Below are 19,405 nucleotides of genomic sequence, written 5' to 3' on the forward strand. Positions count from 1 at the left end.
ACAAGCGCTAATATGTCTCATTCTTAATTCGGTTATCAGAATGAGACATATTGACGGATGTATTCGCAACGCCTATACCAGATGCCCCCATTCCCGCCGAATCACCACACTTTGCATACTAGAAAACACTGCTTTTGAGCGTTAAACTGTTTTTACTTACCATTCCAGAAAACTAAAATGACATTATTTGGAAAGAAAAATGCAAACGCCTCGGTCTTGTCAAATATGGCAGATAAACAAAAACGATACGAGGCGTTAGTCAAAGCCTATCATACCGAGCTATATCGATATGCATATTGGCTTTGTCACGACCCGACAATAGCAGAGGATTTAGTTCAAGAAGCGTTTTTACGCGCTTGGAAAGCGCTCGACTCTTTAAAAGAGGAAGGGGCTGCTAAGTCTTGGTTGATCACTATTTTAAGGCGTGAAAATGCACGCCGCTTTGAACGCAAGCAGTTTAACTATGTTGATATGGAGCATCAACCCTTAGAGGACTGTATAAGTGCTACAACGGAAGAACAGATTGAGCAACAGCTCATTCGAAAGCAAATTATGCAATTACCAGAAGAGTACCGAGAACCACTGGTGTTACAGGTTGTTGCAGGTTTTTCTGGAGACGAAATCGCAGACATGCTGTCTTTGAACAAAAACACTGTGATGACTCGACTCTTTAGAGCTAGAAACCAGCTTAAAGAAGCGCTTGAAGTAAATAAAGAATTAAAGGGGCAAAGTAATGGATGAGTTAGGATTCCGTCGGCAAATATATGCAGATCCAAAAGGTATTACCGAAGAGATGAATGCAGAAATCATGTCTGATCCTAAAAAACAGCAGTTTGTTTCTGACATTCAACATTTAGACAAAAAAATCGAGCAAAGTTTAAATGTCGATGTGCCTGAAAATTTGGCGGAAAGATTAATTCTTCGTCAAACGTTAACGAACCATAAACAAAGCAAGAAAAAACGCAATACCTTTCTTGCCATGGCAGCTTCAGTTGCAGTTGCGTTTGGCTTAGGCATTAATAGCATTAATTTCAGTGTTGCTGAGACTGGTATCGGCGATCATGCGCTTGCACATATTTACCACGAACTTGATCACACTGCTGATGCAGATTACAGCGTTAGTTTAGCCAAAGTGAATACCAAACTGGCAAGTTATGGCGGTAAATTTTTACAAAGCATTGGCGAAATGAAGTTTGCGAGTTTTTGTACATTTAAAGGGATCAGAAGCTTGCATTTAATTTTAGAAGGTAAAGCAGGGCCTATTACCGTTTTTGTAGTGCCTCAACATGATAAGTTATTAGCGCAAAACACCTTCAATGATAACCAATATCATGGTGAAGTTGTTTCAATGCATGGTAAGCATATAGTAATAGTGGGTAATAAGGCTGAGAATTTAGCCTCAACTAAACAAGAGTTGGTTGAAAGCCTTTCATGGGATGCTTAAGCTTTTCATAAGCACCTTTTACAATAAAGCTCAGCATTAAGCTGAGCTTTATATCAATTAAAACGTGTATTTTAAGCTTAAAGTAGCAAACTCTACATCATCATCATAAGACTCAAGCGATACTTCTAAAGCAAAGTCTTCACTAAAGTTATATCCAGCTCCAACACCAAAGCCAGAATCACTACCTTCTTCCGTAAATGAGTAAGAACTAAACCCTGAAGTAGACGTTGCAGATAATTCTAAAGATGCATGCGTGTAACTGCCAAAAATATAAATATTATTTGAAAATTCGTATTGCGCTTTTAACGCTGCGCTTTTTACACTATCAATTTCTAAGTCAACATTTTCGCCAAGTACCCGTAAGCTATCATCACTGATACCAGTACCCAAACGTAATTCAGGAATAAGATAAAAATTTTCAGCTACTGAGAATTTATAACCTAATGTAGCAGCTAACAAACTCATGTTAATATCATCAGCACTTACAGTAACTTCCTCTATATCTTGAGAGAAACTGATATATGAAACACCCGTAACCCAATTTGCAGATGACGAAAAAGAGGTGACAGCTAGAAGTGTTGTAAGAAGAGTTCTTTTAAACATAATAATCCTTTTACTAAGCAAATAAACTATCCATAAGTTAGTTTATGGATAATATAAAAATGTTATCTGCAAAACTGTGTTTGCCTTATTAGCAAGGCTAAGCCTGACAGGTTTTATTATTAAATAACATTTAAGCGCATGGATTTTACATTTATACCTTATAAAATCAACAAGAAACACTCTGTCATTGGTAACAAAGTGTTTACTGATATTGAGCTATATGAACATAGTTTATTTTAGAAAATGAACAGGGTTATTCATTTGCGTGCTGATACACACTAACCTGATTTCTGCCACCTTCTTTAGACTGATATAAAGCCTCATCAGACGCTTCAATCCATTTAGTGTGATTTGCTAAGGAGTCGGAGTATTCAGCAATACCTAGACTGATTGTAAAGCGGATTTCATTTTCTTCGTATTTAACAACGGATTCTTCAATTGCTTTTCTAATACGCTCTGCAAAAATTTTAGCATCCTCTGCATTCGTATCTGTGAGAATAACTGCGTATTCTTCCCCACCATAACGACCAGCAACGTCTGTTTCACGCAAGTTTGCTCTTAATACATTTGCACAGTGGATAATGGCCGCATCACCAGCAGAGTGGCCGTAGCCGTCGTTCACTTTCTTAAAATGATCAATATCGAACATAAGCAGTGAGCTACCCTTAGAACCTCGACGACGTAGTCGCTTAAACTCTCTTTTTAAACACTCTTCCCAATGACCGCGGTTATTAAGGTTTGTTAGTCTATCGGTTCTACTTTGCTCACCTAATAATGTATTCGCTTTTTCAAGTTCTAACTTATTAACCGCTACGTCAGTCACATCATAAATAATAATACAGATATGCTGAACCACACCTGTAACATCACTTAGCGGGATAAAGGTAGCGTTCTGATACATGTATTCTGCGCTACCTGTGATAGGACGATAGTTTTTAAATTTAAATATGTAGGGGCGCTGCTCCCAAATGGTGAAAGCACGATTTTTTAGTTTGAATACAGGCTCTGATTTATGTCTAAACCACTCTTCATCCAGTTCAGTAAATAATTCAAAAATATCATCTTCACGTACCTGGCTTGGCCTTAATCCACTATGGTTTTCCATAAAACCATTCCAGACTTGAATTTTATATTCTTGATCAATTACCACCAAACCAACATCAACGGTTTGGAACATTTCCATCAACCAGTGAATTTCTGATACTTCTATTTGAGCGTTAGGCATAATTAATCTTCAAGTAAATATTCAACTTTATATTTAAGTGTTTTAAGTGAATCTTCAGTAAACATTAATAACAAATCTACTGTTATGTCGTAATTTTCAATACCGTAGCTTATTTCAATTGCTAAGGTTTTTTTCCATCTTTCAGCATTAGCCTTAATTAATTCTGACACATTACAGTGTTGACCGAGCACTACTGGATGCCCTTGGCTAAAGCCCATATCTAATTGAACAGCAAGGCCAGAAAGTACAGCACCAGTAAGAATGTTTGAAATATCCATAAGCAACTCAAGCTCTACGTCATCACTTAAGTCGCCTTGGTATTGCATTAATTTGGCGATGTCTTTAAAACTGGAATCGTTAAGAATGAGTAGTGCTTCACCCGATACGCCACCACCAATAAATCCTTGGCAGGTGCCAGAGGTTGTATCATTTTCTTCAACAGCACGAAGCGCCATTGATAATTCACTCACTTCGATAAGGTTTACATTTGGAATGGGCAGCTTTACAAATACATTCAGTAAACGAGCTAATAAATCACCTGCTTGCCCCATTGCAACATTAGTCAACTCTTGGAATACATCCCGTAAATCTGGATCTAGTTGCTCTTCAATGGTTGGCGCTAGCTTTTTCATGTCGTCCTGACTTTTAACACCATACTTTTCGAGTAGCTCGGCTAACTTTTCTTTATCAATTGGCTTTTTGATAAAATCTAATGCGCCAAGACTCATTACCCTATCGCGGGCTTCGGGTTGAATATCACCCGACACAACCACAACTAATACGCTAATGCCCTCATCTTTGATGGCTTGCAATACTTCATATCCATCCATCACTGGCATGTTCAAGTCTAAGAAGAGTACCTCACCTTTACCTTCGCGAAGCGCTGTCATCCCCTCTTGCCCATTACCTGCAAATGTTACGTCTACGTCCCAGTTTTCTGGGAGGCATCGCGCCATTTGCTTGCGGGCCATGTTTGAATCATCGCATATTAATACAGGTGTCGACATGGCGTAAATTTCATCCTCACCGCTATGAGTTTAATACTGGGTTATAACCTAACTATCTGACATTTTATGCAAAAAGTGAAGTCCAATCTTTACATCGTATGAAATAAATTAGATCCTAAAAAAGATTCCTCACATAATATTTAGACTATGTTTAACTATCTCGGCAACTACAATCCAAAAATAGAGGCAAAATGATGAAAATTTTAAGGAAAACACTTTTTTTAACTACCGTTCTAGGGATTACTTTTATCTCTTTTTTAAGTGTAGCTGATTGTAAAGATATTGACGAAACTAAAGGGTTAGTCAAAGCAGGCAATAAACATGTAATTCTACAAGGTGAGCAGATAAACGAAGGTGATAAAGCACCTAACTTTAAAGTGGTAGATGGTACTTTTACACCCGTTGAACTTTCTAGTTTTAAAGGTAAAACTATCCTCCTAAGTGTTGTACCAAGCCTAGATACTGGTGTCTGTTCTTTACAAACAAAACGATTTAATGAAGAAGTCGCTAATTTTCCTAACGATGTAGTAATGCTTACGATAAGTGCTGATCTTCCATTCGCACAAAAACGGTTTTGCCAAAATGAAAAAGTAGACAAAATACAAGTTTTATCTGATTCAGTATGGCATGACTTTGGTGCTAAATATGGACTTATGATTAAAGATATGGGATTACTTGCGCGCTCGATACTTATCATTAACAAAGAAGGGAACGTAGCTTATAAAGAAGTGGTCGCGCAGCTATCTCATCATCCAGACTATGTTACCGCATTAAAAGCATTGCAGAAAATTGAAAAATAAAAAACTATACATAATCAATAAATTAGAAAATATTTAAAATATTTTTCATTACTTTCCCTTGAAAACATTTTCCCTGTCCATATTAATTAATCAGGCCGCCGAACAAGGGGCCTGAATCGGAGGAAAGTAGATAAGTTGTTAAAGCTAACATCTTTCTAACGACTCCATTAATAATTAATTTAGTAGTTCATCGCTTTAAAAAAGGTTGAAACTACATACATATTGCTTAATAAAGAGGATATGAAAATGCGTAATATCGATCTATCTCCACTTCACCGCTCATTTATTGGTTTTGATCACCTAGCGTCATTGCTTGAAGGTGCCCAAAGAGCAGAGAAGTCACCTAGCTACCCTCCATACAATATTGAGTTGATAGAAGAAAACAACTACCGCGTAACACTTGCCGTAGCTGGATTTTCTATGAATGAGCTAGAAATTGAAACTCATGAAAATAATTTAATTATTCGAGGCAACAAAGAGTCTTCGAGTAATAAAAGTAAAACAAACTTTCTACATCAAGGTATTGCAGAACGCAATTTCGAGCGTAAATTCCAATTAGGTGACTATGTTCGCGTAGAAGGCGCTAATTTGGAAAATGGTTTATTGCATGTTGAACTAATTCGCGAGATCCCTGAGCAATTAAAGCCGCGAAAAATTCAAATTTCAACTAATAACCACCAAAAGCCATTGCTAGAAGGCAAACTTGATAACAATGAAAAATTAGAAAATAAAGCGGAAGAAAAAGTAGCTTAAACAACTTTCGTTTGATTCTTAATTTATTAGTTTAGTTCTCCCAAAAACATAGCCCCTCCAATCAAGGGGCTATTTTTATGCCTGTATTCCGCTTTGTTTAGTCACTTGTGCCTTCCCAATTTCCAAATCAGACAATGTAATCTTACTACTTACCAACTTTCTTTTACTCAAAAACTTAAGAAAAAACGAATGACAAACGCATTAGTAAGGTCCACAAAAAATGCTGCTACCAACGGTAAAATGAGAAAAGCAGTGGGGGCTGGGCCATTAGCTTTAGTTACCGCAGTCATATTTGCTACAGCCGTAGGTGTCGCACCTAATGCGAACCCACCAAATCCCGCACTAATCACTGCCGCTTGGTAACCTTTTCCCATTAAAGGAAAAACTGCTAATAAAATAAACGCAATCACTCCAATTGTTTGCATCGTTAAAATGATTAGTAAAGGCCCTGCAAGGTTTGCAATGGTCCACAATTGCATGCTCATTAGCGACATTGTTAAGAAAATACTTAGGGAATAGTCTGACACTATTGCTAATGATGGCGTTCTTGCTGGCCAATAGCGCTCGGGAATTAATTTAGCTACTGTATTAGAAAGAATGATCCCGGTTAGTAAACAGGCAACAAACAGTGGTAGCTTAATCCCCAACGCAGCAATAAAATTATTTAGCATATAACCAATAATAATACAGATATGTAATACCAATATTACTACCATAAAATCCAAATGGTTAATGCTGTCGGTTTTCGTTCTGTCAAACTCAATACCAACTGTAGATACTTCATCCTCTTGACCTGAAAGTTGATATTTATTGATAAGAAACTTAGCGATTGGCCCACCAATCAAGCTTGCCACTACTAAGCCCAACGTTGCAGATGCAACGCCAATTTCTAACGCGTTTAACACGCCTAAATTAACTACATCGGGTGCCCACGCTATAACCGTACCATGCCCACCGATTAGTGATGCCGAGCCAGCTAAAACCCCGATAGGTGAAGACAAACCCAGCACTAAGGCACTAATCACACCGATTACATTTTGAAATACAATGAATAATAAGGTTAGACCTAGAAGTATCAATAATGGCTTGCCGCCCTCAGCTAAATCAGTCACTCTGGCGTTTAACCCTATAGCAGTGAAGAAATATACTAAAAGCTGATCTCTGGTAGACAGGTCAAATGAAATTTCACCGCCTGTCGCACTGAAATACGCATACACTAAAAACGAAGCCAGCAAGCCGCCTGTTACAGGCTCTGGAATATTAAAATCTCTTAAAAATTTGATTCGCTTGGTAATCGTTACGCCAACGAAAAATACCAATATCCCAAGTGTATATGTCATAAATGAATCGAGAGAAATATTAGCCATCAGTGGCTCCTTATATTTGAACAGCGCTGGATAACTCTAAGAGTACGATGACTAACGAGTATTCTTTTCCTTAATGAACTCTACCGTAAGAGTTGTACGCATTTTTAAGTATAAATGGTTGATTATAAAAAGCTTCAAACTTCCCGTAATAATTCGCCTTATAGTCAATAAATTAAAAAGGTATTGGCAAAGCCAGTAAGCATTGAGCAATTAACTTGACCGCTATAACCCTTATTAATACATTAGTGGCTAACATTAAAGTCATTTTTACAGGCTTAGATTTAAATCGCCTCCATGTCTAACTGACTTTTATTACAATTTATTTTCTATATTATTGAGCTAAAAACGCGTACATCGCAGTGCTCTGTCCTTAAATATCAAGAATGGGAACGCTAACCTAGCCTAAATTTAATAGGTTACCTACTTGCTGCTAATGACGTTTAAAAATTGAAATAACAAATACACAAGGTATAACTGATGACTATTTCAGGTCACTTACTTTTCTTTTTTAGTGCGCTTGGTGCATTTAATGGTTTGCTTTTAGCTGCGTACTTGTTTTTCTTAAAACCCAAAAGTATTCAACAGCGCTTATTATCAGCCTTAATCTTCATGATTAGCATGCGTATTTCTAAATCCATCTGGTTTTATTTCGACCCCAATATAGGCAAACAGTTTTTGCAACTAGGTTTGTCAGCCTGTTTTCTAATTGGCCCTTTTCTTTACTTTTATACAGCCAGCAATGTTGGCAAATTATATACCTTAAAATTTAAATGGACTTGGCATTTAGGGTTGTTGTTAGCAGTGACCATTAGCGCTGGCATCTTATTTCCATATCAATCTAATACTGAGTTGTGGGGATTATTTTACCGAGTTATAAATCTAAGTTGGGGAGCTTATATATTACTTGCTGGAGTCATGTTATTGCCTAGAATTTTCGCATCGGTACGTAACCAAACACCTTTATCTAAAGAAGAGTGGCTCAGTACTAACGTATTTGTTGGCACAGCGTTAATTTGGTTCTCTTATTTCACTTCTTCATATACCTCTTACATTGTTGGCGCGCTGTCGTTCTCCTTTATTTTGTATGTATCGGTGCTGTTATGGTTCTATTCCAAAAAATACCGGACTAAAGTAGCTAAACCCTACGCAAACAAAAAAATAGATAAATCATTGCAAACTGAGCTGATTAAACGCTTAACAACGTTGATGTCCGAAGAAAAGCTTTATAAAAATTCAAATTTAACTCTGCCATTATTAGCAAAAAAGATGCATATATCTGTTCCTCAGTTATCACAACTCATTAATGATAATTTGCAAAAGTCATTTAATGATTATGTAAATGAATGGCGAATTGAGGAGGCAAAACAGCTGCTAAAAGCATCTCCCGCGATGACGATAGAAGTAATTGCTGAAGCATCAGGTTATAACTCTCAATCTACCTTTTATTCTGCATTCAATAAATTTGAGCAAACTACGCCTGCAAGATTTCGTTCAGAGCAACAGTTATCTGCTTAATCAAGACTACTAAATTATAATTCCGTAGTTCGAAATTATGATAATTTAATGTTTTATAAGCTTTTTTTCCTTAGGTTAGCATTACACTAAGCTTAAGGAAAAATTATGAAAAATTATTTACTATCCCTACTACTCACACTCACTTTGAGCATATTCAGTTTACCTTTGTCAGCTCAAAGCCACGACATCCAACAAATTGAACAAACATTATCAAATTATATTGAAGGCACTTCATTTAACGATCAGTCAAAAATCAAAAACGCTTTTTCAAAACAAGCTAAATTATTACTGGAAGATAAAAACAAAAAAATAAAATCCGTAGATGTTAATGAGTATGCATCTTGGTTTAAAACAAAAAATAAAGGCAAATTTAACGGTCGAATTGGTGAGATTTTATCTATTGACGTTGAAGGAGGCATAGCCACAGCCAAAGTGGAAATTTTGTTGCCTAGCAAGTCGACTCGCTATGTAGATTTATTTTTATTGAAAAAGCTAGCTACAGGCTGGAAAGTGATCAGTAAAACCGCAGCCAGTGAGCAAACATATCATAACGGCGAGCGTATTCTATTTATTGTGTCTAATGCACATTTTCATGGTAACTCTAATCTGCCTACAGGGGTCAGCTTTTCGGAAATAGTGAAAGCATACGATACCTTTAAAGCGGCTGGTTATACTATCGACTTTGTTAGCCCACAAGGCGGAGCAATTCCTCTTGCCTACATCAATACTTCCGAAGCCATTCACAAGCAATATTTGTATAACAGCAACTTTATGTATGCGATTGGACATACAAAGAAGCCTTCAGACATTGATCCATCACGCTACAGAGCGGTGCATTATGTGGGTGGTGGAAACGCCATGTATGGTGTCGCTAACAACAAAACAATTCAAAACATTACAATGACTATTTACGAGCAACAAAATGGAGTTGTATCTTCGGTTTGTCACGGAACTGCTGGTATAGTCAATCTGAAAACCCAAGATGGTGAATATTTAGTCTCAGGCAAGCGCATATCAGGTTATCCAGACGCTTTTGAAAACCCAAACAAAGCTTACTTCAAAGAGTTTCCATTCTTAATTCAAGAAACAATAGAACAAAGGGGCGGCGAGTTTATTCATTCAGACCGAAATACACCACACGTTGAAGTCGACGGTCGAATAGTTACCGGCCAAAATCATTTATCATCCACCTTAGTCGCAGAAAGAATGATCGAAATACTTAAGCAAAGTTAAACACTTGAGATAGAAGCTCGGCTTCACATTGCCGAGCTTTATATACAGCAACCCTTGGATTAGTAGTGTATATAACTCTACTAATCAATCTACTGATCAATCTACTGATCAATCTATCAAGCAAAACACAATTCAGAGAAGCATGCTTAGGTAAGATAGATCTATAGGCTTTCTAAAATATAGGGATTAACCATGTCCGCATGGCTTATGGGGGCCATGTGTCCTGCATTGACTTCGGTAAACCAGGTATTTTTTAAGTGTTGTGTTAACGTGCTTACAACTTGTTTTGCTGAATTGCGACTTAACTTTCCTTGTAACAAATGGCAAGGCATTGTTAAGGTTCTCGCATAATCAGCAAGAGTGTATTGTGTTCCTGTCAACGCTTGAAAATCGCATTTAATCTTGCCAACTTGCGCTTCAAAAATTAATTGAATTTTTACTGGCAATGAATCGAAGTAACCTGAAAAATTCCAATAATCGACAAAATAGCGCGCTGCCTCTTTAGGTGTAGCATTAGCCATATTGGCTACCAAGGCCAATACCTCACCATACTCTAAAGAAGACTCATCCAATAAATTAAACGCGACTGGCTCGAATAAAATAAGCTGCTCAACTTGTAAGTGCAGTTCATGCGCTAATGCTAGTCCTACTGCACCGCCATAGGAGTGTCCTATCACACTGAATGTCGTTACGTGCTCATTTTCTATAAACGAACGTATACGCTGTACTTCTTCTTGCATTGAAAACGATTGAGCATCCACGACATCAGGCGCATTACCATAACCGTATAAATCAACACATATGCACTTATAATTATCTTTTAATTGATTTAATAGCGCGCCCCATTGACCAGACGAACTAAGGGAGCTATGTAGAAAAACAATGGCTTTGGAATGATTATCACCGAGTACTTTTAATCCACCTTTAGACACAATATCCTCTTTAAAAGTAGTCATATTCAGATAAAAAAATACCAGTTATAAAAACTGGTATTTAATTTTAAAATTGAACAACCAATGAGTGGTTAGTTAAACATTTCAGATAACGCTTGGCTAACTTGTTCAACTGGTTGTGTGCCGTCCATATTAGTAAAGGTGCAGTTACCATTTTTCGCTTCATTCTGGTAATAAGCGACTAATGGCTTAGTTTGCTCATGGTAAACAGCTAAACGTTTACGTACTGTCGCTTCTTGATCATCATCACGAATCATCAAGTCTTCGCCAGTTTCATTATCTTTACCTTCCACAGCAGGTGGATTATAAACAGTGTGGTAAACCCTGCCAGATGCAGCGTGAACACGACGTCCGCCCATACGCTCTACAATTACATCGTCTGGCACATCAAATTCAATTACATGGTCAATATTAATGCCATTTTCTTTCATAGCATCAGCTTGAGGAATAGTTCTTGGGAAACCATCTAATAAGAACCCCTTTTCACAATCCGGCTTTTTAACACGCTCTTTTACTAAACCAATAATAATATCATCAGAAACAAGTTGACCAGCATCCATCACTTTCTTAGCTTCTAAGCCTAATGGAGTACCCTCTTTAATAGCAGCTCGTAACATATCACCAGTAGAAATTTGTGGAATGCCAAACTTTTGCATTAGAAATTGAGCTTGAGTCCCCTTGCCTGCACCAGGTGCGCCTAGCAAAATAATGCGCATATCGATGTCCCCTATACGATTCGAGAAAAATAAGTAAAAACAAATTGGCTGAATCTTTACATATTGACCTAGGCATAACAAGGTCTATGTAAATTTTCTGCAATAAAAAAGGGGGCTAGCCCCCTTTTTATACTTGGTTGATTAATTTATAGCTAACTATTTAGTTAATTGCAGCATTAAACCATTTAAACGTGCCACAAAAGACGCTGGGTCTTTTAAGCTACCACGCTCTGCTAATAACGCTTGGTCTAATAATACTTCTGACCATTGCTTAAATTGTTCTTCATCTTGCTCATCTGCAACACGCTTAACAATGGCATGCTCAGGGTTAATTTCAAAAATAGGCTTTGGCTCCGGTGCGCTTTGACCTACTTGCTCCATTAACTTCATCATTTGCGAACTCATGTCGTGGTCATCTGTTACCACACATGCTGGTGAGCTTGTTAGTCGATCTGTAACACGAACATCTTTCACTTTTTCGCCAAGCGCTTCTTTAACGCGAGTGACAAAGCCTTCAAATTCTTTAGCTACTTCTTCTTTCGCTTTTTTCTCTTCTTCGTCTTCTAAGTCACCAAGGTCTAGACCACCACGCGTAACAGACTGGAATGACTTACCATCAAACTCAGTTAGGTGGCTCATCATCCACTCATCAACACGATCAGACATTAATAACACTTCAATGCCTTTTTTACGGAAAACTTCTAAATGCGGGCTGTTCTTAGCTGCTTCAAAACTGTCTGCAACAACATAGAAGATTTTATCTTGCCCCTCTTTCATACGAGAAACATAGTCTTCTAAAGAAACATTTTGAGTCGCATTATCTTCATGAGTACTCGCAAAACGCATTAATTTAGCGATTTGCTCTTTGTTGCTCATGTCTTCAGCTGGGCCTTCTTTAATAACTTGACCAAACTCGTTCCAGAATGTTTGATATTTTTCAGCATCGTTTTTACCCATACGCTCTAGTGTTTTTAATACACGCGTTGTACAGCCTTTACGAATAGCTTGTGTAACTTTGTTATCTTGTAGAATTTCACGAGAAACGTTCAATGGCAGATCGTTTGAATCTAACACACCTTTAACGAAACGCAGGTAGCTAGGCATAAACTGCTCTGCGTCATCCATGATGAATACGCGTTGAACGTAAAGCTTCAAACCGTGTTGTTTATCACGGTTCCATAAGTCAAACGGTGCACGTGCAGGTATGTATAACAAGCTAGTGTATTCTGTTTTACCTTCAACTTTGTTGTGGCTCCATACCAGAGGCTCTTCCCAGTCGTGACCTACATGCTTGTAGAACTCTTTATATTCATCTTCAGAAATGTCTGACTTTTCACGTGTCCAAAGCGCTGTTGCTTTATTTACTGCTTCCCAATGTGCAGGTTTTGCTTCAATTTTTTCGCCGTCAGGGCCTTCACTTTCAGGCACTTCTTCAACAAACATTTCTACTGGAATGCTGGTGTGATCAGAGTACTTGGTTACAATACCGCGTAAGCGCCAATCATCTAAAAACTCTTTTTCTTCTTCACGGATATGTAAAATGATATCCGTACCGCGACCAGTTTTTTCAATATCCGCAACTGAGAAATCGCCTTCCCCCATTGATTCCCATTCAACACCGCGACTAGCGTCTTCACCCGCTTTACGCGTTCTTACTGTTACTTTATCTGCCACAATAAACGCTGAGTAAAAACCAACACCAAATTGACCGATAAGTTGCGAGTCTTTTGCCTGATCGCCCGATAAATTTTTGAAAAACTCTGATGTACCCGACTTAGCAATTGTACCTAAATGCTCAATCACTTCGTCGCGTGTCATACCAATACCATTATCTGAAATAGTAACGGTGCCCGCGTCTTTATTTACGCTAACTCTTACGTGTAGATCTGATTCATTTTCATAAAGATCGCCATTTGATAATGCTTCAAAACGAAGTTTATCAGCCGCGTCTGACGCATTAGATACAAGCTCTCTTAAAAAGATTTCTTTGTTTGAGTACAAAGAGTGGATCATTAATTGTAATAACTGTTTTACTTCCGTTTGAAAGCCATGTGTTTCTTTATGTGCCGCTTCAGACATAAATCGTCTCCTGTAACAACCTTGATGTAACTTAAACTTGTTTCGAATAACTCAAAACAATAAATATGCTGAAAAGTAAAATGGGGGGCAGTAGCATTTTTTCAAGTAAAAAATTACGTTTCAGGCAAATCAAATTATAAAAATATGATGAATAAGTATTTAAGTTACAATTTTGTTCAGGATTAAATGTATCTCTATTTTGCTATGTAATATATTAATGTACTTTGAAGAACAGAGTAGACAAACACAATGTTCAACGTTTTGTTTATTTACTTAATCAGAGTTTGGGGTAATAGTTTGGAGCAATGAGCAGCATTGCTTATTCCGAATTCTGGTTGCTCACATTAACAATTTTTATAAGAGAAACTATGCAACAAAGTGGCGCGTCTTATTTAATTTCGGGGTTATCCTTAATTACCACAAAAGGCTTAAAGCGTTTTGTACTTATCCCGCTATCTGTCAATTTAATACTTTTTGCAGCTGCATTTTATTTTTTATTTTTGCAGTTAGAACAAATATTTGTATGGCTTGATAGCTATATTCCTGATTGGTTAAGTTGGATTCATTTTTTACTTTGGCCCTTAGCTATCATTGTCATTCTGATGGCGTTTTCATATATTTTTAGTGCGGTTGCAAACTGGATAGCAGCACCGTTTAATGGGCTACTTGCCGAAAAGGTTGAGCAACATTTAACAGGCCATATGATTAGTGATGCAGGGTTTACTGAAATACTCAAAGATGTACCAAGAACATTAAGTCGTGAATGGCAAAAACTGGCTTATTATATTCCACGTGCTATCGGCTTTTTTATTCTACAGTTTTTTATACCCGTGGTAGGACAGCTTATTTGGTTTTTATTTATTGCGTGGAACATGGCAATACAATATTGCGATTATTCGTTTGATAATCACAAAGTGCCTTTCCACCATATGAAATCACAACTTGCGCAACGAAAAGGGCTTAGCTATGGCTTTGGTATAACCACTACCCTCTTTTCAATGATCCCGTTTGTGAACTTAATTGTGATGCCAGTAGCAATATGTGGGGCAACAAACATGTGGGTAAAGGAATTTAGAGAAGATAATATTGGGTCAACGCCACTTAATACGTCGTTAAGCCCAAAATAAACCGTTAACTGCGTTAGCATAAGGATGTTGGTTAAACCAACATCCTTAATCAATGTCAGACAAAGGCCACAACACAATATAATCTTCAAAGTCATCTAACGACACTTCGTTATCTTTAATGACTTTATTTCTTACCGACATGCCCGCTTTGTGCATTGCAGATTTTTTCCCGCCATTTAACAATGGGTGCCAAGAAGCTAAGCCTCTTCCTTCATGTAATCGTCTATATGCGCAACTATGAGGCATGTAAAACACATCTTTTAGATTATCTTTTGTTAGCTTTACGCAATCAGGCACTAGCTTTGTGCGTTTGGAATAACAGGTGCAGTCGCAAGATTTCGTGTTTAAGTACTGACAAACAATATTGGTAAAATGCATATCTTCATTTTCTGAAATATGCGTTGTTGTTTGCAACTCTGCATCATCGTCTTCAATAAATTTATGTAGGCAACATTTAGCACACCCATCACATAGTGACTCCCACTCTTGATCGGTCATTTCTTCTAGGCTTTTTACTTCCCAAAAAGGTTTTGTCATTTTTACTACCTACTTAAAACGTTACTTTATTGAGTATATATATGCGATGCTAAACTGACGAGTTTAGGTACCTAATCTGCGTTAATCTACCCGAGCATCAAATCTTTAAAATGTAAATCTATGAAGTTAGTTTGCCGCTATAACATGACTAGTAAATTCATATTTATTAGCCAGTTTCATTACAACGTTATCGCCAGTATACAGCGGCCCAACACCAGCTGGCGTTCCAGTCATCACAACATCACCTGGCAATAAGGTAAAGTGTTCACTCATTTCTTTAATTTGTTGGCAAATAGACCTGATCATTAAACTACTATTCGACTTTTGACGAACTGTTTGATTGATAAGTAATTCAAACTCAATAGAGTCGAGTGTAATATTGTGTACTTTCAACTCTTCGAATGGTACAAAAGGGCTTAAAGGTGCTGAAAAGTCAAAGCCCTTGGCCACTTCCCATGGTCTACCTAATTTTTTTAATCTGGCTTGTACATCTCGTAATGTTAAATCCAAACCAATACCTAATCCCCATATTGCAGATTCAACTTCACCTAAGGAAGCATTCTTAAGTGGCTTGCTTATAAGTGCTGTTATCTCAACTTCATTGTGGCATTCACCTTGGTCAACAGGTATTTTTATGGGGGAATTAAAACAACATACAGAAGTGGTGGGTTTAATAAAAAATAATGCTTCTGGAGCCGTTACACTATTCATTTCTTCAATGTGGTCAACATAATTCTGTCCAATACAGATCACCTTCCCTGATGGTAGTTCAATAACTTCATTGGTAATACTTTTATGATGATAAACGTGCATTCAACACTCCGTAAGCATTGCTGAAATGAGTAAATAAAGATAAGTTGTAAGGATCACCGCTTAAGAAAAAGCGCAGTTATTCAGCTTATCTATAGGTTTTTCTGCCTACAGATAAGCCAGTAGAAAACTAATGCATTCCGTTTTTAATTCGATCTGCTAAATAGCCTATCGTTGTCGCGAAATAATATGAACGGTTCCAGTGCATCAGTGTTTTATAGTTATCATAAATTAAGTACGCTCTGCCGTTTTTATCGTCAGGAAATACTAATGCAGCTTTAATTTCTCTATTTGGCAGTGGCTTACCGTTCATCCTTCGTAAACCTAGCTCATTCCATTGTGGTAGCGTCAGCTCAGTCTTTGACCATTTTTCTAGCCAATCTTTACGTGACTTTGTGCCACGAGGAATCGCATGGGCCATATCAAACTCTTTAGGTAATTTAACTTGTCGTCCCCATGTTAATGAGTTATCCCAACCTTCAGTTTTCAAATAATTTGCAATGGACGCAAACACGTCCGCTTTACTACGCCAAATATCTTTACGGCCATCGCCATCAAAATCTTGCGCATAAGCCATATATGAGGTTGGCATGAATTGCGTTTGCCCCATCGCCCCCGCCCAAGAACCTTTTAAGTCTTGAATGTTAATTTTTTCTGATGTGGCAATATCTAATGCGGCATAGATGTTTTTCTTAAATAACGCTTCACGACGACCATCATAAGCCAGCGTAGTCAGTGCTGAAATCACAGGAATTTTGCCCTGATGCTTACCAAAACTACTTTCTAATGCCCAAATTGAAACAATAAAACGTGGCTGAACACCATAATGGTCTGATATGCGCTTTAATAACTCTCTGTTCTCAGTTGCTAATTTTTTTGCTTTATTTACTACATAGTTATTTACTCGTTTAGGCAAATACGTATCTAGCGTTTGAACAAATTCTGGTTGCGTTTTATCTGCTTTAACTACTTTCTTACGATAAGTTACGTTTTTAAACGCAGCGTCAACTAAAGGTTTAGCATAACCTTTTTCTATCGCTTCAGTTTTTAGTTGTTGCACATATTCATTAAAAGATAGCTTTTGCTCTGAAGCAATGGCCACTTGGCTAGTCAACGATATGGCAGCGACAACGTAAGACAACATCTTCAACATTGTTATTTTCCTGCTTTTTGTTGCTGGTTATTTTCGAGGTGTTGTTTTAATAAATTTTCTTTAGGTGGTGGAATTTGTAGGTAGTAACCGTCATCAATAAGCTTTTGTTTTACCTTAGGTAAATCAGCTTGAGCCAATGTTTCTCTCTTTGCTAAATTGAGCATAATAACAAAGATAGGTTTTCCAAACGTGTCAAGTAACGCTTCAGGGACAGAAGAAAAATCGTCTTTCTTGGGAAGGTAGAGGTAAGTTTCTTCTTTAACACTACTTTTATAAATGGCACACAACATAACTAACCTATCGCATCTTTACTTTATATGAAAATACTAAATACTCGTGTAAAAACACGAATCACTCGTTTTATTTTCTTGCCTTCAAAGATGGCAAACTATACCATGAAGCCCTTTAATTACACACCTACAACGGTGAAGTTTTTATAAGAAATGCAACGAAACGTTGCAGAGAGTAGATGTTTTTTTAATCTGTTCGTAAAATAATAATAAAAACAACCATGTTAAGCCATGAATTAGGGGGTTACGTAGTATATGTCTCAAGCTTCGTTTGAGCTAAAAGGAAATCTTTTCACTATCTCTGTTTTACATATGAAAAGTTACGATCTTGACTGCTTAAAGCTCTCATTAGAGGACAAACTGGCTCAAGCACCAAACTTTTTTTACCGCGCCCCCATCATTATTAATATTTCTACATTAGAAAATAGCACTATCGATTTTGTCGCAATAAAAGAATTAGTATCATCAACAAAAATGGTGCTAGTTGGTATTACAGGGGGAACTGCTGCTCAAAAGCAAGACGCTAAAGACAATGGACTTGCCGTATTAACCTACAGCAAAGACAAAGTGGTGTCTAAGCCCATCCCTAGCGAAGCAAAAACAAATACGGTTGTAGAACAAGTTGTAGTTGAAAAAAATGTATTTCAACCTGCTAAAGTTGTCGAGCAAAGCGTGCGTTCTGGACAGCAAATTTACGCCCAAGGTACCGACTTAATTATAAAAGGTGCTGTTAGTGCGGGTGCAGAAGTAATAGCAGACGGCAATATACATATTTATGGAACACTTAGGGGCCGAGCAATCGCTGGTGCTCAAGGTGACAAAAGCGCAAGAATTTTTTGCTCCAATATACAGGCAGAATTAGTTTCAATATCGGGCACCTATTGGCTAAGTGATTCACTACACGACCAATACTGGAAAAAGCCTGTTTATATTCAATTGATAGACGATAAGCTATCAATTTCAGATTTAGACTAAAGGATACGGCAATGGCTAAAATAGTAGTTATCACATCAGGTAAAGGTGGCGTTGGTAAAACAACTTCTAGCGCTGCAATAGGTACAGGTCTAGCCCTTAAGGGGAAAAAAACAGTAATTGTAGACTTTGATATTGGTTTACGTAATTTAGATTTAATTATGGGTTGCGAGCGCCGCGTAGTATACGACTTTGTTAACGTAATTAATGGCGAAGCTAACCTTAAGCAAGCATTGATTAAAGACAAGCGTGTAGAAAATCTATTTATCTTACCGGCATCACAAACCCGCGATAAAGATGCACTAACTCGAGACGGTGTTGAAAAAGTGCTTAACGAGTTAGCAGAAGAATTTGATTATATTTTATGTGATTCACCTGCTGGTATTGAAGCGGGCGCTCAAATGGCGCTATATTTTGCTGACGAAGCTATTGTTGTAACAAACCCTGAGGTGTCTTCTGTTCGTGATTCAGATCGTATCCTTGGTATCTTGCAGAGTAAATCAAGACGCGCCGAAAAAGGCGAAGTGATTAATGAGCATTTACTACTAACTCGCTACAACCCTGAGCGCGTTGAAAAGGGTGAAATGCTTGGCGTAGAAGATGTAAAAGAGATTTTAGCTATACCGCTACTAGGTGTAATTCCTGAGTCTCAAGCTGTGTTAAATGCATCAAACTCGGGACAACCCGTTATCTTAGACAAAGACAGCGATGCTGGACAAGCGTACCTAGACGCTATTGAGCGTTTACTTGGACAAGATATCGACTTTAGGTTTTTGTCAGTTGAGAAAAAGAGCATATTAAAACGTTTATTTGGAGGGTAG

At 37.6% G+C, this 19,405-nt stretch carries 20 protein-coding genes; 9 read left to right on the top strand and 11 right to left on the bottom strand.

The window, feature by feature from the left end; translation table 11 throughout:
- Nucleotides 1–177 precede the first annotated feature (177 nt).
- Together HUU81_RS10655 and HUU81_RS10660 are read left to right on the top strand one after the other, a co-directional pair.
- Nucleotides 178–741 carry a sigma-70 family RNA polymerase sigma factor gene (locus HUU81_RS10655; RefSeq protein ID WP_199608932.1) on the top strand — a complete coding sequence of 188 codons (564 nt, stop codon included), beginning with the start codon at nucleotides 178–180 and terminating at the stop codon, nucleotides 739–741.
- The gene (locus tag HUU81_RS10660; protein ID WP_199608933.1) at nucleotides 734–1,444 is read left to right on the top strand and encodes a DUF3379 family protein; all 711 of its coding nucleotides are present in this window, start codon (nucleotides 734–736) and stop codon (nucleotides 1,442–1,444) included. Before HUU81_RS10655 ends, HUU81_RS10660 begins: the two co-directional genes overlap by 8 nt.
- 57 nt (nucleotides 1,445–1,501) lie before the next feature.
- Here HUU81_RS10660 and HUU81_RS10665 read toward each other — a convergent pair whose 3' ends face one another.
- From HUU81_RS10665 to HUU81_RS10675, 3 genes are all read right to left on the bottom strand, one after another.
- Nucleotides 1,502–2,047: an outer membrane beta-barrel protein gene (locus HUU81_RS10665; RefSeq protein ID WP_199608934.1), complete on the bottom strand. Its 546-nt coding sequence runs from the start codon at nucleotides 2,045–2,047 to the stop codon at nucleotides 1,502–1,504.
- Between the two features lie 253 nt (nucleotides 2,048–2,300).
- On the bottom strand, nucleotides 2,301–3,272 hold the full coding sequence (locus HUU81_RS10670) for a sensor domain-containing diguanylate cyclase (RefSeq protein ID WP_199608935.1): 972 nt from the start codon (nucleotides 3,270–3,272) through the stop codon (nucleotides 2,301–2,303).
- 2 nt (nucleotides 3,273–3,274) lie between these two features.
- Nucleotides 3,275–4,279: a response regulator gene (locus HUU81_RS10675; RefSeq protein ID WP_199608936.1), complete on the bottom strand. Its 1,005-nt coding sequence runs from the start codon at nucleotides 4,277–4,279 to the stop codon at nucleotides 3,275–3,277.
- A 191-nt stretch (nucleotides 4,280–4,470) separates the two neighbouring features.
- On the opposite strand from HUU81_RS10675, the gene tpx reads away from it, so the two are divergent.
- Both tpx and HUU81_RS10685 read left to right on the top strand, forming a co-directional pair.
- Nucleotides 4,471–5,079 carry a thiol peroxidase gene (tpx, locus tag HUU81_RS10680; protein WP_233520481.1) on the top strand — a complete coding sequence of 203 codons (609 nt, stop codon included), beginning with the start codon at nucleotides 4,471–4,473 and terminating at the stop codon, nucleotides 5,077–5,079.
- Nucleotides 5,080–5,325: 246 nt separating this feature from the next.
- Nucleotides 5,326–5,832, top strand: a complete 507-nt coding sequence (locus HUU81_RS10685; RefSeq protein WP_199608937.1) for an Hsp20 family protein — start codon at nucleotides 5,326–5,328, stop codon at nucleotides 5,830–5,832.
- 167 nt (nucleotides 5,833–5,999) lie between these two features.
- Here HUU81_RS10685 and gltS read toward each other — a convergent pair whose 3' ends face one another.
- The gene (gene gltS, locus HUU81_RS10690) at nucleotides 6,000–7,199 is read right to left on the bottom strand and encodes a sodium/glutamate symporter (protein ID WP_199608938.1); all 1,200 of its coding nucleotides are present in this window, start codon (nucleotides 7,197–7,199) and stop codon (nucleotides 6,000–6,002) included.
- Nucleotides 7,200–7,676: 477 nt separating this feature from the next.
- Between gltS and HUU81_RS10695 the strand changes: the two genes are divergently transcribed.
- Together HUU81_RS10695 and HUU81_RS10700 are read left to right on the top strand one after the other, a co-directional pair.
- Nucleotides 7,677–8,714: a helix-turn-helix domain-containing protein gene (locus tag HUU81_RS10695; protein WP_199608939.1), complete on the top strand. Its 1,038-nt coding sequence runs from the start codon at nucleotides 7,677–7,679 to the stop codon at nucleotides 8,712–8,714.
- 105 nt (nucleotides 8,715–8,819) lie between these two features.
- Nucleotides 8,820–9,947, top strand: coding sequence for a nuclear transport factor 2 family protein (locus tag HUU81_RS10700; RefSeq protein ID WP_199608940.1), 1,128 nt, complete (start codon nucleotides 8,820–8,822; stop codon nucleotides 9,945–9,947).
- Between the two features lie 161 nt (nucleotides 9,948–10,108).
- Here HUU81_RS10700 and HUU81_RS10705 read toward each other — a convergent pair whose 3' ends face one another.
- The 3 genes from HUU81_RS10705 to htpG all read right to left on the bottom strand — a co-directional run bounded on the left by HUU81_RS10705 (nucleotide 10,109) and on the right by htpG (nucleotide 13,695).
- Entirely contained in the window at nucleotides 10,109–10,879 is a 771-nt protein-coding gene (locus tag HUU81_RS10705) for an alpha/beta fold hydrolase (RefSeq protein ID WP_199608941.1), read from the bottom strand.
- Nucleotides 10,880–10,971: 92 nt separating this feature from the next.
- Nucleotides 10,972–11,616, bottom strand: coding sequence for an adenylate kinase (gene adk, locus HUU81_RS10710; RefSeq protein ID WP_199608942.1), 645 nt, complete (start codon nucleotides 11,614–11,616; stop codon nucleotides 10,972–10,974).
- A gap of 156 nt (nucleotides 11,617–11,772) precedes the next feature.
- The gene (gene htpG, locus HUU81_RS10715; protein ID WP_199608943.1) at nucleotides 11,773–13,695 is read right to left on the bottom strand and encodes a molecular chaperone HtpG; all 1,923 of its coding nucleotides are present in this window, start codon (nucleotides 13,693–13,695) and stop codon (nucleotides 11,773–11,775) included.
- A 368-nt stretch (nucleotides 13,696–14,063) separates the two neighbouring features.
- Between htpG and cysZ the strand changes: the two genes are divergently transcribed.
- A complete protein-coding gene (gene cysZ / locus HUU81_RS10720) occupies nucleotides 14,064–14,822 on the top strand; it encodes a sulfate transporter CysZ (protein WP_199608944.1) in 759 nt (252 codons plus the stop codon).
- 45 nt (nucleotides 14,823–14,867) lie between these two features.
- Here cysZ and HUU81_RS10725 read toward each other — a convergent pair whose 3' ends face one another.
- From HUU81_RS10725 to HUU81_RS10740, 4 genes are all read right to left on the bottom strand, one after another.
- Nucleotides 14,868–15,359, bottom strand: coding sequence for a YcgN family cysteine cluster protein (locus tag HUU81_RS10725; RefSeq protein ID WP_199608945.1), 492 nt, complete (start codon nucleotides 15,357–15,359; stop codon nucleotides 14,868–14,870).
- 126 nt (nucleotides 15,360–15,485) lie between these two features.
- On the bottom strand, nucleotides 15,486–16,172 hold the full coding sequence (locus HUU81_RS10730) for a fumarylacetoacetate hydrolase family protein (protein WP_199608946.1): 687 nt from the start codon (nucleotides 16,170–16,172) through the stop codon (nucleotides 15,486–15,488).
- A gap of 127 nt (nucleotides 16,173–16,299) precedes the next feature.
- Nucleotides 16,300–17,322 carry a lytic murein transglycosylase gene (locus tag HUU81_RS10735; protein ID WP_199608947.1) on the bottom strand — a complete coding sequence of 341 codons (1,023 nt, stop codon included), beginning with the start codon at nucleotides 17,320–17,322 and terminating at the stop codon, nucleotides 16,300–16,302.
- A 2-nt stretch (nucleotides 17,323–17,324) separates the two neighbouring features.
- Nucleotides 17,325–17,612 carry a YcgL domain-containing protein gene (locus HUU81_RS10740; protein WP_199608948.1) on the bottom strand — a complete coding sequence of 96 codons (288 nt, stop codon included), beginning with the start codon at nucleotides 17,610–17,612 and terminating at the stop codon, nucleotides 17,325–17,327.
- 255 nt (nucleotides 17,613–17,867) lie between these two features.
- Here HUU81_RS10740 and minC point away from each other — a divergent pair, with 255 nt between their 5' ends.
- Nucleotides 17,868–18,587, top strand: a complete 720-nt coding sequence (gene minC, locus HUU81_RS10745; protein WP_199608949.1) for a septum site-determining protein MinC — start codon at nucleotides 17,868–17,870, stop codon at nucleotides 18,585–18,587.
- A gap of 11 nt (nucleotides 18,588–18,598) precedes the next feature.
- Nucleotides 18,599–19,405, top strand: coding sequence for a septum site-determining protein MinD (gene minD, locus HUU81_RS10750; RefSeq protein WP_199608950.1), 807 nt, complete (start codon nucleotides 18,599–18,601; stop codon nucleotides 19,403–19,405).

Source organism: Flocculibacter collagenilyticus (assembly GCF_016469335.1).
Taxonomy (GTDB): Bacteria; Pseudomonadota; Gammaproteobacteria; order Enterobacterales; family Alteromonadaceae; genus Flocculibacter; species Flocculibacter collagenilyticus.

Excerpts from the sequence above, each read along its gene's own strand:
- gltS (WP_199608938.1), bottom strand. The coding sequence starts at position 7,199 with ATGGCTAATATTTCTCTCGATTCATTTATGACATATACACTTGGGATA.
- HUU81_RS10670 (WP_199608935.1), bottom strand. The coding sequence starts at position 3,272 with ATGCCTAACGCTCAAATAGAAGTATCAGAAATTCACTGGTTGATGGAA.
- HUU81_RS10725 (WP_199608945.1), bottom strand. The coding sequence starts at position 15,359 with ATGACAAAACCTTTTTGGGAAGTAAAAAGCCTAGAAGAAATGACCGAT.
- HUU81_RS10735 (WP_199608947.1), bottom strand. The coding sequence starts at position 17,322 with ATGTTGAAGATGTTGTCTTACGTTGTCGCTGCCATATCGTTGACTAGC.
- HUU81_RS10740 (WP_199608948.1), bottom strand. The coding sequence starts at position 17,612 with ATGTTGTGTGCCATTTATAAAAGTAGTGTTAAAGAAGAAACTTACCTC.
- minD (WP_199608950.1), top strand. The coding sequence starts at position 18,599 with ATGGCTAAAATAGTAGTTATCACATCAGGTAAAGGTGGCGTTGGTAAA.
- adk (WP_199608942.1), bottom strand. The coding sequence starts at position 11,616 with ATGCGCATTATTTTGCTAGGCGCACCTGGTGCAGGCAAGGGGACTCAA.
- HUU81_RS10700 (WP_199608940.1), top strand. The coding sequence starts at position 8,820 with ATGAAAAATTATTTACTATCCCTACTACTCACACTCACTTTGAGCATA.
- tpx (WP_233520481.1), top strand. The coding sequence starts at position 4,471 with ATGATGAAAATTTTAAGGAAAACACTTTTTTTAACTACCGTTCTAGGG.
- htpG (WP_199608943.1), bottom strand. The coding sequence starts at position 13,695 with ATGTCTGAAGCGGCACATAAAGAAACACATGGCTTTCAAACGGAAGTA.
- HUU81_RS10655 (WP_199608932.1), top strand. The coding sequence starts at position 178 with ATGACATTATTTGGAAAGAAAAATGCAAACGCCTCGGTCTTGTCAAAT.
- HUU81_RS10730 (WP_199608946.1), bottom strand. The coding sequence starts at position 16,172 with ATGCACGTTTATCATCATAAAAGTATTACCAATGAAGTTATTGAACTA.
- HUU81_RS10660 (WP_199608933.1), top strand. The coding sequence starts at position 734 with ATGGATGAGTTAGGATTCCGTCGGCAAATATATGCAGATCCAAAAGGT.
- HUU81_RS10685 (WP_199608937.1), top strand. The coding sequence starts at position 5,326 with ATGCGTAATATCGATCTATCTCCACTTCACCGCTCATTTATTGGTTTT.
- cysZ (WP_199608944.1), top strand. The coding sequence starts at position 14,064 with ATGCAACAAAGTGGCGCGTCTTATTTAATTTCGGGGTTATCCTTAATT.
- HUU81_RS10675 (WP_199608936.1), bottom strand. The coding sequence starts at position 4,279 with ATGTCGACACCTGTATTAATATGCGATGATTCAAACATGGCCCGCAAG.
- minC (WP_199608949.1), top strand. The coding sequence starts at position 17,868 with ATGTCTCAAGCTTCGTTTGAGCTAAAAGGAAATCTTTTCACTATCTCT.
- HUU81_RS10695 (WP_199608939.1), top strand. The coding sequence starts at position 7,677 with ATGACTATTTCAGGTCACTTACTTTTCTTTTTTAGTGCGCTTGGTGCA.
- HUU81_RS10665 (WP_199608934.1), bottom strand. The coding sequence starts at position 2,047 with ATGTTTAAAAGAACTCTTCTTACAACACTTCTAGCTGTCACCTCTTTT.